Source organism: Pseudomonas sp. NPDC078700 (assembly GCF_044542375.1).
Classification (GTDB): domain Bacteria; phylum Pseudomonadota; class Gammaproteobacteria; order Pseudomonadales; family Pseudomonadaceae; genus Aquipseudomonas.
Genome location: NZ_JBITUI010000006.1, coordinates 174127 through 187715, shown reverse-complemented (window position 1 = coordinate 187715; position 13589 = coordinate 174127). Strand labels below are relative to the sequence as shown.

The window sequence follows — 13589 nt, the reverse complement described above, 5'->3', positions numbered from 1 at the left end:
TCAGCCGGTACAAAAAAGCCCCGTGAGCAGGTAGCTCTACGGGGCTTGCTTGTATCGAATATGGTGCCCCGAGCCGGAATCGAACCGGCAAGACCTTTCGGTCGGCAGATTTTAAGTCTGCTGTGTTTACCAATTTCACCATCGGGGCGGTGTTGGCTTGTTTCGTGGTTGAGGACTATATACAGCCGAGGCTGGCCTCGCAAGTCCCTAGTTCACAATAAAAAAGCCTCGTAAATCGTTGATCTACGAGGCTTTCTATTTGGAGGCTGAGGTCGGAATCGAACCGGCGTTCACGGATTTGCAATCCGGTGCATAACCACTCTGCTACTCAGCCTTGAAACTAAACGGGCCGCTATAAAAAACGGCCCGTTGAAAAACTGGAGCGGGAAACGAGACTCGAACTCGCGACCCCGACCTTGGCAAGGTCGTGCTCTACCAACTGAGCTATTCCCGCTTGTCGTGTTGACGGGCGCCATTCTATATGTTCCGTGCCCGACGTCAACCCCTTGATTCAAAAAAGTTTATTTCTTTTCAGCAGAGGGGCTGAGATGCGGCCATGCAGCCATTAAGTAGTGCACCATCGACCACAAAGTAAGAATGGCCGAGACGATTAACAAGGCATAGCCAAAGGCTACCCAAGTCGTCATCAGCGGAGGATTGGCCAGCAATATCACCAACGCAACCATTTGCGCAGCGGTTTTCCACTTGCCCAAGCTCGACACGGCCACATGAGCCCTTGCGCCGATCTCAGCCATCCACTCACGCAGAGCAGAAACCACAATTTCACGGCAAATAATCACCGCAGCAGAAAGGGTCAGCCACAGGTTATGGTGCTCAGCCACCAGCAGCACCAACGCCACCGCAACGATCAGCTTGTCGGCTACCGGATCAAGAAAAGCACCGAATGGCGTGCTCTGTGACCACAGGCGCGCCAGATAGCCATCCAGCCAATCTGTCACAGCAGCCACAGTGAAAACTAAGCTTGCAGCCCAATAACTCCATGAAAATGGAAGATAAAACATCAAAACAAAAACGGGAATCAGCAGTACGCGAAGTACCGTAAGCAGATTGGGGATATTCATCAGCACAACTGTTCAGGGTGAGCCAGCATTCTACTCGCTGTGCAATGCCGCATAAATGAGCTCTGCAAGCTTTTTGCTAATGCCGGGTGATTTAGCAATTTCTTCGATACTCGCACGTGACAACTCTTGCAGGCCACCAAAATGATTCAATAGCTCGCGCCGGCGCTTCGGCCCTACTCCGGCAACCCCCTCCAATGTTGAGGTACGCCGAGTTTTGCCGCGACGCGCACGGTGGCCGGTAATGGCAAAACGGTGAGATTCATCACGAATTTGCTGAATAAGATGCAATGCCGGGGAGTTACCCGGCAATGTGAAGTCATGTTCGGCATCATTGAGGTACAACGTCTCAAGCCCAGGTTTACGGGTTGTGCCTTTAGCCACTCCAAGCAGGATCAGCTCGGGCACTGCCAGTTCTTCAAGGACTTCACGGGCCATTGCCAACTGCCCTTTCCCGCCATCAACCAGCAAAATGTCAGGCAGCTTGCCCTCGCCGTCTTTGATTTTACTGAAGCGCCGAGTCAATGCCTGATGCATAGCAGCGTAGTCATCGCCACCGGTGATGCCTTCGATATTGTAGCGGCGATAATCGGATTTTAGCGGCCCTTCGGGGCCAAAAACCACGCACGAAGCCACGGTAGCCTCGCCGCTTGAGTGACTGATATCAAAGCATTCAAGGCGTTGCGGAATCTCATCAAGCTTGAGCGCTTCAGCCAAGGCCTCAAAGCGCGCCGCCACATGCTGGCGATTGGCTAGGCGGGCGCTGAGCGCTTGCTCGGCGTTTGTCACTGCCAACTGCTGCCAGCGCGCACGGGTTGCACGCACCCGGTAGCTGATTGCAAGCTCACGTCCCCGTGATTCATCAATCGCCGCAATTAGGGTCGGGTAATCTTCATTCTGAACGTTAACAATCAACTCAGTTGGCAGGTCGCGCTCATGACTGCTCAAGTAATACTGTGAAAGAAACGCCAGCATCACTGCACTTGCATCTTCTTCAATCGCGACTTGCGGGAAGAAGTTCTTGCTGCCAAGCACGCGGCCACCACGCACCGTAATCAGGTGCACACAGGCCCCGCCTGGCGTAACAATACTGGCGACCACATCAACATCGCCGCTGCCGCCTTCCATGCTTTGCTGGTCTTGTACGCGGCGTAGCAACGATATTTGATCGCGAATCTCAGCGGCTCGCTCAAAGTTCAGCTCGCTTGAAGCCTTTTGCATCGCCGATGACAGCTCATCGCTCAGAGCATTGCTGCGCCCCTCGAGAAACATCACCGAGTGACGAACATCCTCAGCGTACTCCTCAGGCTCAACCAAGCCGACACAAGGACCTTTGCAGCGCTTGATTTGATACTGCAAGCAAGGCCTTGTGCGGTTCTTGAAGTAGCTGTCCTCACACTGGCGAACCAGAAAGGTTTTTTGCAGCAGGCCCAGGCTTTCACGAATCGCTCCAGCGCTGGGATAAGGACCAAAGTATCGGCCCCTGGCCTTTTTCGCCCCACGATGAATGCTCAAGCGCGGAAACTGACCATCCGACAGAAACACATAGGGATAGGACTTATCGTCGCGCAGCAGAATATTGTAGGGCGGTCGCCATTCCTTGATTAGCGTTTGCTCAAGCAGCAAAGCTTCAGTTTCATTGGCGGTAATGGTGGTTTCGACTTGGGCAATTTTAGCAACCAGCGCCGCAGTCTTAGGCGCTAAGCCGGTTTTGCGAAAATAACTCGATAAGCGATTTTTCAGGTTTTTCGCTTTACCCACATAAAGCAATTTACCTTCAACATCGGACATCCGGTAAACCCCGGGACGTCCACTGCAGGTGGCGAGAAAAGCGCTGGAATCAAACGCTTTTGGATCGTTACTGGGATGCATCGACCATGCCGTGACGAACCGCCAGCAATGCCAGCTCAACGTCACTGGTTATGGCGAGCTTTTCGAATATGCGATAGCGGTAGGTATTCACCGTCTTCGGTGACAGGCAAAGCTTATCGGAGATGCTTTGCACTTTTTGGCAGCCGGCGATCATCAAGGCGATTTGAATTTCACGCTCGGAGAGCAAATCAAAAGGCGAGTTGCTGCTCTGCGGCTGAAACGATTTCAACGCAAGCTGCTGGGCAATCTGCGGGCTGATATAACGCTGCCCCGCAAACACCATGCGAATCGCCTGAACCATTTCATCTAGCGCTGCCCCTTTAGTCAGGTAGCCAGAAGCTCCTGCTTGCAGTAAACGCGTTGGAAATGGGTCTTCTTCACAGACGGTGACGGCAACCACCTTAACCTCAGGATTGCTGCGAATAAGCTTGCGGGTAGCTTCGAGACCACCAATACCGGGCATCTTGACGTCCATTAGAATGACGTCAGGCTTGAGTTCGCGGGTTTTAACCAGTGATTCTTCGCCGCTTTCGGCTTGACCAACTACAGCAAGGCCGTCGATATCAGCCAGCATTCTGGTGATTCCAGTCCGAACCAAGTCATGATCATCAACCACTAGCACTCGAATCAATGGAACACCTCGCTATACATGCCGCGTGATACAGCGGTCCTTTTGATTGTCTGCGGCAGCCTTGCCTATAAAGCGTGTGCGCTATCGCTAGCGGGGTGAATCGCTGTCAGATGGCAAACGCCGCTTTGGCGTTTGCCATCTCACAAAAAGATGGCGGAAGCGTAGAGATTCGAACTCTAGGACAGTTTCCCATCGACGGTTTTCAAGACCGTTGCCTTAAACCACTCGGCCACGCTTCCAGTATTGCATACGCAGTTCTGTTTAAGATCAACACATTAACTCAAGTTAATGCACTTCTCCCTGACTGCGGCGGCAATCTTACCCGAACGAAACACGCTGTCAAACTCTATGAAGCGTTTTTTTTCAACACAGTGCTAATATCGCTGTCAGTATCGCTTACGGAACAACCGTTTTTTACAGGAGTGACGCCATGCAACAACAAAATTACGCAATCGACCCCTCGCTGGTCGAACAGCAAGAAGTCAGCCGCGTATTGCGCAATACCTACGGGTTGCTGGCCATTACTCTGGCTTTCAGCGGCCTGGTTGCATTCCTCGCACAGCGCGCTAACGTCGCCTACCCCAACTTTATCGTTGTACTGGTCGGCTTCTATGGCTTGTTCTTCTTAACCGCAAAACTGCGTAACTCGCCTTGGGGCCTGGTATCCACCTTGGCGCTGACGGGCTTTATGGGTTACACCCTTGGCCCGATCCTCAACCGTTATATGGGCATGGCCAACGGCGCTGAAGTTGTCAGTTCTGCATTTGCCATGACTGCGCTGGTGTTTTTCGGCCTGTCAGCCTATGTATTGACTACCCGTAAAGACATGAGCTTCCTCAGCGGTTTTATCACTGCCGGCTTCTTTGTCTTGATCGGCGCGATGATCGCAGGCTTCTTCTTCCAGATTAGTGGCCTGCAACTGGCGATCAGCGCTGGTTTTGTACTGTTCTCATCGGTCTGCATTCTGTTCCAGACCAGCGCCATTATTCATGGTGGTGAGCGCAACTACATCATGGCTACCATCAGCCTGTATGTATCGATCTACAACCTGTTTATCAGCTTGTTGCAGATCTTCGGCATCATGGGCGGCGACGACTGATTCGTTTGCCTTAGCAATAAGCCCGCCTCGTGCGGGCTTTTTCATTGTTATGGCGAGCATATTGACGCGTCAGGCTTTATCATTCAGCTAGCATTAACTGACTGGCCCGCCATGAAATTCGCCATTGCCTTGTTTTCAGCACCGCATCAGCCCTCCTCGCGACGCGCCCTGCGCTTTGCCCAGGCCGTACTTGCCGATGGGCACGAGATTGTTCGGCTGTTTTTTTACCAAGACGGCGTTTATAGCGCTTCAAGCGCTGTGATCAGTGGCCAGGATGAAGTTGATGTGGCCCGCGAATGGCGCGACTTCGTTGAGCAGCAACAACTCGATGGCGTGGTGTGTATTGCTGCAGCACTGCGCCGCGGTGCCTTGAATGATGAGGAAGCTCAGCGCTACTCACGTTCAGCGGCAAGTATTCAAGCGCCTTGGCAGCTGTCCGGGCTCGGCCAGTTACATGAGGCGGCTCAAGTGGCGGACCGTTTAATTTGTTTTGGAGGCGCCTGAGTTGAAGTCGCTATTGATCATCAACCGCCAGGCACCTTGGTCCGGGCCAGGCGCACGCGAGGTTTTGGATATTGCCTTGGCTGGCGGTGCATTCGATTTACCCATTGCTATGCTGTTTCTGGATGACGGTGCACTTCAGCTAAAACCGCAACAACAATCTAAAGCGCTGCAACAGAAAGATTTAAGCGCTAACCTGCAGGCCCTGCCACTATTTGGCGTAGAGTCACTCTATGTTTCGGCGCGCAGCCTGCAGGAACGTGGACTGCCACAAGATTCAATCAGCCTGCCAGCCGAAGTCCTGAATGACACAGAGCTTCGCGCACTTATAGAGCGCTACGACAACGTGGTGACCATCTGATGCCGACCTTACACGTACTCTCAGACTCCCCGTTCACTGATGCAAGCCTCAGCAGCTGTTTGCGCCTACTCGGTGATGCCGACGGCCTGCTGCTCTGCGGTGATGCTGTGTATGCCCTACAAGCCGATACCGAGCAATTGCAAGCACTTGAGCTGATTCCTGACACGATCCAACTCTATGCCCTCGAAGAGGATGTCGAGGCGCGCTCGATCGATACCCCTGCCCGCGCAAAAGTCATTGGCTACCCCGAATTTGTTCGCCTGAGCATGCAGTTCGCCAAGGTCAACAGTTGGTTATGAGTGACCTGATTGTAGAAGGCCACCGCATTGCCTTGGATAAAGATGGCTTCCTGTGTGAGCTAAGCGATTGGTCTGACCCGGTTGCAACCGCGTTAGCGCAAAGCGAGGGGATCATCCTGAGTGACGAGCACAGGCAGATACTTCAACTGCTGCGCCAGTTCTATGAAGAGTTTCAACTGTCACCCGCCAATCGCCCGCTGATCAAATATGTAGCGCTCAAGCTCGGCCCTGAAGTCGGCAATAGCCTGCATCTCAACCGATTATTCAATGGCACCCCAGCCAAACTTGCCGCCAAGCTGGCGGGCCTGCCTAAGCCGACCAATTGTTTATGAATCTTCAAACCCCTGCAGAACACCCTTTTGCTCAATTCGTGCGCATTCTTGGCAAAGGCAAACGCGGTGCCCGCAACCTGACTCGCGGCGAAGCCTATGAAGCCATGGGCATGTTGCTTGATGGCAAAGTAGAGGACACCCAGCTCGGTGCTTTTTTGATGCTGCTCAGGCACAAAGAAGAAAGCGCCGAAGAAATGGCAGGCTTTGCCGAGGCCGTCCGTGAGCGTTTAGCTGCACCGCCAATAGCTGTAGATATCGACTGGCCCAGTTATGCGGGGAAAAAACGTCATCTTCCATGGTTCTTGCTAGCGGCTAAAGCACTGGCAGCCAACGGTGTGCGCATTGTGATGCACGGTGGCGGAGCCCATACCGCTGGCCGCCTATACAGCGAACAGTTGCTGAGCCAACTTGAGATCCCGCTATGCCACTCCTGGCAGGACGTCGACCAGGCACTTGCGCAGCATTCGTTGGGCTTTATCTCGCTGGGCGACTGGGCACCACAACTGCAGAAAATGATCGACCTGCGCAATACACTCGGGCTGCGCTCACCAATCCACTCACTGACGCGGATCATCAATCCTTTGCGTGCCCGTTGTGGTCTGCAAAGCATTTTTCACCCAGGCTACCAAGCCGTGCATCGTGAAGCGAGCCAGCTACTGGGCGACTGCGCCATTGTGATCAAGGGTGAAGGCGGTGAAATTGAAATCAACCCAGATGCGACAAGCCATCTCTACGGCACGGAAAACGCTGAAAACTGGGACGAAGACTGGCCTGCTCTCTCCGCTCAGCGCCACGTAAAGCCAGAAAGCTTAGAACCCGATCACCTGCTGAGCTTTTGGCGTGGCGAGGTCAGTGACAGCTATGCGCAAATGGCCGTTATCAGCACAATGGCACTGGCCTTGCGCGGGCTTGGTGCCACACGCGAGCAAGCCTTCGAGCGCGCAAACACTTACTGGTCAACACGAATCAAATCGAACTAACCGATAATTAACTCAGGATTTTTGCGCCTTTTAATCGATTTACTCGCGCTAGACTGTCCCTATCATTCATCAATACAGGCGAGGTGTAAAACCACCTCGCCTGTAAGGAAAGGCACAGAGTATGGGTTTGTTAGTCGATGGCAAGTGGCAAGACCAGTGGTATGACACCGAAGGCGACGGCCGCTTTAAGCGCGAAAGCGCCAAGCGCCGTAGCTGGGTTACTGCCGACGGCTCTGCTGGCCCAAGCGGCGATAGCGGATTCAAAGCTGAAGCGGGTCGCTACCATCTTTATGTGAGCCTTGCTTGCCCCTGGGCTCACAGAACCCTGATATTGCGCCAACTCAAGGGCCTCGAATCACTCATTGACGTCTCGGTGGTCAGCTGGTTGATGCGCGAAAATGGCTGGACTTTCGATACAGCCAAGGGCTCTAGCGGCGATAAACTCGACAACCTCGAACTTCTGCACCAACGTTATACCCGTGACGATTCACGCTACACAGGCCGCGTAACCGTACCGCTGCTGTGGGACAAACAACAGCAGCGGATTGTCAGCAATGAATCGGCGGAGATCATCCGCATGTTCAATAGCGCCTTTGACCATCTGACTGAGAATAAACTCGACCTCTACCCGCAAGCTTTACGCAGCGAGATCGACGCGCTCAACGAGCGGATTTATCCGGCCGTGAACAACGGCGTTTACCGTGCGGGCTTTGCCACAGCACAAGACGCCTACGAAGAAGCCTTCGATCAACTGTTTGCAGAACTCAGCACCCTTGAAGCCATACTTGAGAGCAAGCGATACCTGACCGGGGAATATTTGACCGAAGCTGATTGGCGTCTGTTTACCACGATAATTCGGTTCGATGCCGTGTATCACGGGCACTTCAAGTGCAACCTCAAGCGCATTGAGGACTTCCCGAATCTGTCTAATTGGTTGCGCGAATTGTATCAATGGCAAAGCATTGCGCAGACAGTGAACTTCGAGCACATCAAGCATCATTACTACGCCAGCCACAGCACCATTAACCCAACTGGCATAGTGCCCAAGGGCCCGGAACTGGATCTGCAACGCGGGCATGACCGTGCACGACTACCCGGCAAAGGTATCTACAGCGGTCAGTAAATCTGCAAACTGAGGAGGTGCTCAGACCTTCGCCTGAGCCCCTTCAAACCATGCCAGTTTCTCGCGCAACTGCACCACCTCGCCGACGATAACCAAGGTCGGCGCACGAACTTCGTGATCCGCAACCAGCTGTGGCAAGTCCGCTAAAGTGCCCGTATAAACGCGCTGATTTTGCGTGGTGCCCTGTTCAATTAGCGCTGCCGGTGTATTGGCAGCGCGACCATGTGCAATCAGTTGCTGACAAATAATCGGCAAGCCGACCAAGCCCATGTAAAACACCAGGGTTTGGCTTTTGGCCGTTAACTCATCCCAAGGTAAATCGCTGCTGCCATCTTTCAAGTGGCCAGTCACAAAGCGCACGGACTGAGCATGATCACGATGCGTTAGGGGAATCCCGGCATAAGCCGCGCAACCGCTGGCAGCGGTAATACCCGGCACGACCTGAAAAGGAATGCCATTTGCCGCGAGCTCTTCAATCTCCTCACCGCCGCGACCGAAGATAAACGGATCGCCGCCTTTGAGGCGCAGTACCCGCTTGCCTTGTTTGGCTAAATCGACCAAACGCTGATTGATCTGGTCTTGCGGCACGGTGTGATCGGCGCGCTGCTTACCGACATAAATGCGTTCGGCATCGCGACGACAGAGTTCGATAATAGCGGGGGCAACCAAGCGGTCGTAGAGCACCACATCAGCCTGTTGCATAAGGCGCAATGCACGGAATGTCAGAAGGTCCGGATCGCCCGGTCCAGCGCCAACCAAATAGACTTCGCCGAGCATCTGCGGTGCTGAACCGGCGACCTTCTCAGCCAGCAGTCGCTCACCTTCGTGCAGCTTGCCGGCAAACACGCTTTCGGCGATCTGACCCTGAAAGACGTCCTCCCAAAAGACCCGGCGCTGCTGAACATTAGGCAATAACGTCTTGACCTGCGCACGAAATTTCTTGGCTAAGCCAGCAAGCTGGCCGTAGGTCGAGGGAATCCAGGTTTCGATCTTGGCACGAATCAAGCGAGCCAAGACGGGTGCATCGCCGCCGCTGGTGATCGCCACAATCAAGGGCGAGCGATCAACAATGGCCGGAAATATCACACTGCACAGGGCAGGTGCGTCCACCACATTGACAGGAATCCCCAAAGCCTGAGCATCGGCGGAGATTTGCGCATTCAATGGCTCATCATCGCTGGCGGCAATAACCAGGGTGACACCTGCAAGGTCATTGACTTGGTAGCCGCGCAGTAACAACTCACCAGCACCCGCCTCGACCATCTCGCAGAGTTCTGGACGAATATCTGGTGCAACCACGCGCAAACGCGCGCCCGCATCGGCTAATAGGCGTGCCTTTCGCACGGCAACTTCACCACCCCCAACAACCAATACCACACGGTCTTTGAGTTTGTGGAACAAAGGCAGAAAATCCATAGCAGCCTCAACAGACAACAATGCTTCAACGGACACAACAGCATCCGTAACAGGCGTCGCTCGGCTAGCAGGATGAGCTGCTAGCTTATCGCGGATTAACCGATGACTTCGATGCCGCCCATATAAGGTTTGAGTACTTCTGGCACCTTGATGCTGCCGTCAGCTTGCTGGTAGTTCTCCAGCACGGCAACCAATGTACGGCCTACCGCTAAACCCGAACCATTAAGGGTGTGGACCAGTTCAGGCTTGCCGGTTTCCGGGTTACGGTAGCGGGCCTGCATGCGACGGGCCTGGAAGTCACCACAGTTGGAGCAAGACGAAATCTCGCGGTATTTATCCTGGCTCGGCACCCAGACTTCGAGGTCATAGGTTTTAACGGCGCTGAAGCCCATATCGCCTGTGCACAACGACAGAACGCGGTATGGCAGTTCGAGCAACTGCAGAACTTTTTCAGCGTTGGCGGTTAATCCTTCAAGGGCTTGCTCTGAAGCACTCGGCTCAACAACCTGAACCATCTCAACCTTGTCGAACTGGTGCTGGCGGATCATACCGCGCGTATCGCGACCCGAAGCGCCCGCTTCGCTGCGGAAACATGGTGTGTGAGCGACAAATTTGATCGGCAGCTGCTTAGCGTCGAGAATCTCACCAGCAACAATGTTGGTCAGTGACACTTCAGCGGTCGGGATCAGATAGAAGTCGGCTTCGCCTTCGCGACTGATCTTGAACAGGTCTTCTTCAAACTTAGGCAGCTGGCCAGTGCCTTGCAGCGCAGGTGCCTGAACCAAGTAAGGCGTATACGCCTCTTCGTAACCGTGTTCAGCGGTGTGCAGGTTAATCATAAACTGCGCCAGGGCGCGATGCAGGCGAGCGATTGGGCCACGCAGCAAGGCAAAGCGCGCACCGGACAATTTAGCCGCGGTTTCAAAATCCAGCCAACCATGCTGCTCACCTAACGCGACATGATCCTGAACGGTGAAATCGAAGGTTGTTGGGGTGCCCCAGCGGCGTACTTCTACGTTGTCATCTTCGTCTGCGCCTACAGGCACCGACTCATGTGGCAGGTTTGGCAGGTTGAGCAGAATGCCGTCCAGTTCAACCTGGATGCTGTCCAGATCACGCTTGCCTTGCTCCAGCTCGCTGCCCATGCGATCAACTTCAGCCAACAAAGGCGCAATATCTTCGCCGCGCTGCTTAGCCTGACCAATCGACTTTGAGCGAGCATTACGCTCGGCTTGCAATTGTTCGGTTCGGGTTTGCAGGGTTTTGCGCTGCGCTTCGAGCTCTTCGAAGCGCGCTACATCCAGCTGAAAACCACGAGTAGCAAGGCGCTGAGCGACTTCTTGAAGTTCGGTGCGCACCAGTTTGGCGTCGAGCATGCTGTTATCTCAATACAAAGGTGTGAATTACATGGCCTGAGCCATGAGACAGAATGGAGTGAAGTTTAAGGGTTCACGGCGCTGAGTGCTAAGGCTGGACTGAAAAAAGTCGCAATCAGCGTTCAATCACGGGCAAAAAAACAGAAAAGCACCTTTTACAGCCGCGCTAAAGACAATCCGCCCCACGCCGCTAATAAACCGCAGAGCACGCTAGCGGCCAGATAACCGAAGGCAACCGCGGCCTGACCGCCCTCAATCAAGCGAATGGTTTCCAGACTAAAGGAGGAAAAGGTGGTTAACCCGCCCAGTAAGCCAACGGTAAGCCCCGTGCGCAGCTCAAGCGGAATATCGGTACGGGTCAAAAACAACCCACTGAGCAAACCAATCAGAAAGCAACCGACAAGATTGACGCTGAACGTGGCCATGTAGAAGTGTTGCGGCCAATGCCGCTGGACCCAAACACTGGTCAGGAAACGCAGAGAACTGCCAATTGCGCCACCAGCAGCCACCGCTGCGAGCACCTTGATCATGAATCTCTCCGCTTACGTGTACTGGCAGCATCCTGCGCCGCCAAATGCCTTAATTTGTCGCCAATTTTCAACTCAAGGCCACGGGGCACCGGCTGGTAATACTGGCGCGGCTCCATCTGCTCAGGGAAGTAGTCCTCTCCCGCAGCAAAGGCATCGGGCTCGTCATGGGCATAGCGGTATTCATCGCCATAGCCAAGCTGCTTCATAAGTTTGGTCGGCGCGTTGCGTAGATGTAACGGCACTTCCATTGAGCCATGCTCGGCGACATCACGCATGGCTGCTTTAAAGGCGGTATAGACCGCATTGCTTTTAGGCGCACAAGCCAGATAGACGATTGCCTGAGCAACGGCCAACTCACCTTCCGGACTGCCCAGGCGCTCCTGCACATCCCAGGCAGACAAGCACAGACTCAGTGCGCGCGGGTCGGCATTGCCAATATCTTCACTGGCCATACGCACCACGCGGCGGGCGAGATACAGCGGGTCACAACCACCATCAATCATGCGCGCATACCAATACAGCGCACCATCCGGGCTGGAACCACGCACAGACTTATGCAGCGCAGAAATCTGGTCATAGAACGCCTCGCCGCCTTTATCAAAGCGCCGACGGCTGTCACCTAGCAAGTCTTGCAGTAAGGCCGGCGTGATCACTCCGCCGTCTTCAGCAAGATCAGCCGCATTTTCGAGGAAGTTGAGCAGCCGACGGCCATCACCATCGGCGGCAGCCATCAAAATGGCGAAGCTATCGTCGGGCAGGCTCAACTGGCGATCGGCCAAACCTTTGGGGTCATTCAAGGCGCGGTCAACCAGCTTGCGCAGCGCGGCTTCATCCAGGCTTTTAAGCACATAAACCCGCGCCCGTGAAAGCAAGGCGTTGTTGAGCTCAAACGACGGGTTTTCAGTGGTCGCACCGATAAAAATCAGTGTGCCATCTTCAACATAGGGCAAGAATGCATCTTGTTGTGATTTGTTGAAGCGGTGCACTTCATCAACAAACAGGATGGTTTGTCGGCCGTATTGGGCGGCGTGTTGCTGAGCCACTTCGACGGCCTGACGAATTTCCTTAACCCCGGAAAGTACCGCCGAAATAGTTTCAAAGTGAGCATCAGAGACTTGAGCCAGCAAGCGCGCCAGAGTGGTTTTACCAACACCCGGCGGGCCCCAAAAGATCATGGAGTGCAATGCGCCCTGCTCTAGCGCCTCTCGCAGCGGCTTGCCGCGGGCGAGCAAGTGCTCCTGACCGACATACTCATCCAGCGTAGTGGCACGCAGGCGAGCGGCCAGGGGTTGAGCGACAGGCGCCTTGCGAAACAGATCCATCGGGCCTCTTACTCTTGAATGACGTCCGCACCCTTAGGCACATCAAAGGTGAACTCGCTCTCTTTAATCGGCTGATTCATCTTCACATTAAGGAACAGAATATTGGTGCGCTGACCAATGCTGTCAATCAGCTGCATGTCATTGACCACACCGCTGCGAAACGACAAGCGCAGGTTATCGAACAGCGTGTCCTTGGATTTAGGCTTCAGGGTGAAATCAACTACGTTGCCAGCTTCTTTGTAGCTGATATCAAAACTTTCACTGATTTTTGACACATCACCGGACAACAAAAGCGCTGGCGTGTGGGTCAGACGTTGATCCATCTTCTGGATGGTCACCTGCTCCAGATCCGGGTCGTAGAGCCAGACCTTCTGCCCATTGGACACCAGCAACTGTTCTTGTGGCGCATCGGTGTGCCAGCGGAACAGACCCGGACGCTTAAGTGAAAGCTCGCCAGCAGTTTCCTGAAGCTGACTGCCGCTGCCATCCAGAGTCAGCTGGGAGAAACGCGCGGTGATGGTCTGCGCTTGGCTGAGCAACTCGGTAAGGCGCTTAACAGCAGCACTGTCATCAGCCATGGCATTGAGGCTGGCCAAACTCAGTACACCCACTAACAACATGCGAATAAGGCGCATGGGACTCCTTAAAATTCGGTTTAACAACAATTA

The 13589-nt window shown here is 54.1% G+C and carries 15 protein-coding genes and 4 tRNA genes; 7 read left to right on the top strand and 12 right to left on the bottom strand.

What is annotated here, in order from left to right:
• Positions 1–61 precede the first annotated feature (61 nt).
• The 7 genes from ACIGCM_RS19695 to ACIGCM_RS19665 form a co-directional block, all read right to left on the bottom strand.
• Positions 62–148: transfer RNA gene (locus ACIGCM_RS19695), tRNA-Leu, on the bottom strand.
• 112 nt (positions 149–260) lie between these two features.
• Positions 261–334 (bottom strand) — tRNA-Cys (locus ACIGCM_RS19690).
• Between the two features lie 44 nt (positions 335–378).
• Positions 379–454 (bottom strand) — tRNA-Gly (locus ACIGCM_RS19685).
• A 67-nt stretch (positions 455–521) separates the two neighbouring features.
• Complete coding sequence (gene pgsA, locus ACIGCM_RS19680) at positions 522–1082, bottom strand: CDP-diacylglycerol--glycerol-3-phosphate 3-phosphatidyltransferase (protein WP_397503735.1); 561 nt, start codon at positions 1080–1082, stop codon at positions 522–524.
• 30 nt (positions 1083–1112) lie between these two features.
• On the bottom strand, positions 1113–2951 hold the full coding sequence (uvrC, locus tag ACIGCM_RS19675; RefSeq protein WP_397503734.1) for an excinuclease ABC subunit UvrC: 1839 nt from the start codon (positions 2949–2951) through the stop codon (positions 1113–1115).
• Positions 2938–3582: a UvrY/SirA/GacA family response regulator transcription factor gene (gene uvrY / locus ACIGCM_RS19670; protein WP_397503733.1), complete on the bottom strand. Its 645-nt coding sequence runs from the start codon at positions 3580–3582 to the stop codon at positions 2938–2940. The genes uvrC and uvrY overlap by 14 nt, the downstream gene beginning before the upstream one ends.
• Before the next feature lie 151 nt (positions 3583–3733).
• Positions 3734–3821, bottom strand: a tRNA-Ser gene (locus tag ACIGCM_RS19665).
• A 191-nt stretch (positions 3822–4012) separates the two neighbouring features.
• Here ACIGCM_RS19665 and ACIGCM_RS19660 point away from each other — a divergent pair.
• From ACIGCM_RS19660 to ACIGCM_RS19630, 7 genes are all read left to right on the top strand, one after another.
• Positions 4013–4681, top strand: coding sequence for a Bax inhibitor-1/YccA family protein (locus tag ACIGCM_RS19660; protein WP_397503732.1), 669 nt, complete (start codon positions 4013–4015; stop codon positions 4679–4681).
• Positions 4682–4792: 111 nt separating this feature from the next.
• Complete coding sequence (gene tusD / locus ACIGCM_RS19655) at positions 4793–5185, top strand: sulfurtransferase complex subunit TusD (RefSeq protein ID WP_397503731.1); 393 nt, start codon at positions 4793–4795, stop codon at positions 5183–5185.
• Between the two features lies 1 nt (position 5186).
• A complete protein-coding gene (tusC, locus tag ACIGCM_RS19650; RefSeq protein ID WP_397503730.1) occupies positions 5187–5543 on the top strand; it encodes a sulfurtransferase complex subunit TusC in 357 nt (118 codons plus the stop codon).
• Positions 5543–5842: a sulfurtransferase complex subunit TusB gene (gene tusB, locus ACIGCM_RS19645; protein WP_397503729.1), complete on the top strand. Its 300-nt coding sequence runs from the start codon at positions 5543–5545 to the stop codon at positions 5840–5842. The genes tusC and tusB overlap by 1 nt, the downstream gene beginning before the upstream one ends.
• Positions 5839–6174 carry a TusE/DsrC/DsvC family sulfur relay protein gene (locus ACIGCM_RS19640; RefSeq protein ID WP_397503728.1) on the top strand — a complete coding sequence of 112 codons (336 nt, stop codon included), beginning with the start codon at positions 5839–5841 and terminating at the stop codon, positions 6172–6174. Before tusB ends, ACIGCM_RS19640 begins: the two co-directional genes overlap by 4 nt.
• On the top strand, positions 6171–7154 hold the full coding sequence (locus ACIGCM_RS19635; RefSeq protein WP_397503727.1) for a glycosyl transferase family protein: 984 nt from the start codon (positions 6171–6173) through the stop codon (positions 7152–7154). Before ACIGCM_RS19640 ends, ACIGCM_RS19635 begins: the two co-directional genes overlap by 4 nt.
• A gap of 121 nt (positions 7155–7275) precedes the next feature.
• On the top strand, positions 7276–8277 hold the full coding sequence (locus ACIGCM_RS19630; protein ID WP_397503726.1) for a glutathione S-transferase family protein: 1002 nt from the start codon (positions 7276–7278) through the stop codon (positions 8275–8277).
• A gap of 21 nt (positions 8278–8298) precedes the next feature.
• On the opposite strand, the gene cysG is transcribed toward ACIGCM_RS19630, so the two are convergent.
• From cysG to lolA, 5 genes are all read right to left on the bottom strand, one after another.
• On the bottom strand, positions 8299–9693 hold the full coding sequence (gene cysG, locus ACIGCM_RS19625) for a siroheme synthase CysG (protein ID WP_397503820.1): 1395 nt from the start codon (positions 9691–9693) through the stop codon (positions 8299–8301).
• Between the two features lie 95 nt (positions 9694–9788).
• Positions 9789–11069 (bottom strand): serine--tRNA ligase, encoded by a 1281-nt coding sequence (gene serS, locus ACIGCM_RS19620; protein ID WP_397503725.1) that lies wholly within the window; start codon positions 11067–11069, stop codon positions 9789–9791.
• Between the two features lie 155 nt (positions 11070–11224).
• Positions 11225–11599 (bottom strand): fluoride efflux transporter CrcB, encoded by a 375-nt coding sequence (crcB, locus tag ACIGCM_RS19615; protein WP_397503724.1) that lies wholly within the window; start codon positions 11597–11599, stop codon positions 11225–11227.
• The gene (locus ACIGCM_RS19610) at positions 11596–12921 is read right to left on the bottom strand and encodes a replication-associated recombination protein A (RefSeq protein WP_397503723.1); all 1326 of its coding nucleotides are present in this window, start codon (positions 12919–12921) and stop codon (positions 11596–11598) included. Before ACIGCM_RS19610 ends, crcB begins: the two co-directional genes overlap by 4 nt.
• 8 nt (positions 12922–12929) lie before the next feature.
• Positions 12930–13556: an outer membrane lipoprotein chaperone LolA gene (lolA, locus tag ACIGCM_RS19605; RefSeq protein WP_397503722.1), complete on the bottom strand. Its 627-nt coding sequence runs from the start codon at positions 13554–13556 to the stop codon at positions 12930–12932.
• Positions 13557–13589: the final 33 nt, after the last annotated feature.

What these genes read in the sequence shown, in the direction of transcription:
- pgsA (WP_397503735.1), bottom strand. Translation starts at nt 1,082, where the DNA reads ATGAATATCCCCAATCTGCTTACGGTACTTCGCGTACTGCTGATTCCC.
- uvrC (WP_397503734.1), bottom strand. Translation starts at nt 2,951, where the DNA reads ATGCATCCCAGTAACGATCCAAAAGCGTTTGATTCCAGCGCTTTTCTC.
- ACIGCM_RS19660 (WP_397503732.1), top strand. Translation starts at nt 4,013, where the DNA reads ATGCAACAACAAAATTACGCAATCGACCCCTCGCTGGTCGAACAGCAA.
- tusD (WP_397503731.1), top strand. Translation starts at nt 4,793, where the DNA reads ATGAAATTCGCCATTGCCTTGTTTTCAGCACCGCATCAGCCCTCCTCG.
- tusB (WP_397503729.1), top strand. Translation starts at nt 5,543, where the DNA reads ATGCCGACCTTACACGTACTCTCAGACTCCCCGTTCACTGATGCAAGC.
- ACIGCM_RS19640 (WP_397503728.1), top strand. Translation starts at nt 5,839, where the DNA reads ATGAGTGACCTGATTGTAGAAGGCCACCGCATTGCCTTGGATAAAGAT.
- ACIGCM_RS19635 (WP_397503727.1), top strand. Translation starts at nt 6,171, where the DNA reads ATGAATCTTCAAACCCCTGCAGAACACCCTTTTGCTCAATTCGTGCGC.
- ACIGCM_RS19630 (WP_397503726.1), top strand. Translation starts at nt 7,276, where the DNA reads ATGGGTTTGTTAGTCGATGGCAAGTGGCAAGACCAGTGGTATGACACC.
- cysG (WP_397503820.1), bottom strand. Translation starts at nt 9,693, where the DNA reads ATGGATTTTCTGCCTTTGTTCCACAAACTCAAAGACCGTGTGGTATTG.
- serS (WP_397503725.1), bottom strand. Translation starts at nt 11,069, where the DNA reads ATGCTCGACGCCAAACTGGTGCGCACCGAACTTCAAGAAGTCGCTCAG.
- crcB (WP_397503724.1), bottom strand. Translation starts at nt 11,599, where the DNA reads ATGATCAAGGTGCTCGCAGCGGTGGCTGCTGGTGGCGCAATTGGCAGT.
- ACIGCM_RS19610 (WP_397503723.1), bottom strand. Translation starts at nt 12,921, where the DNA reads ATGGATCTGTTTCGCAAGGCGCCTGTCGCTCAACCCCTGGCCGCTCGC.
- lolA (WP_397503722.1), bottom strand. Translation starts at nt 13,556, where the DNA reads ATGCGCCTTATTCGCATGTTGTTAGTGGGTGTACTGAGTTTGGCCAGC.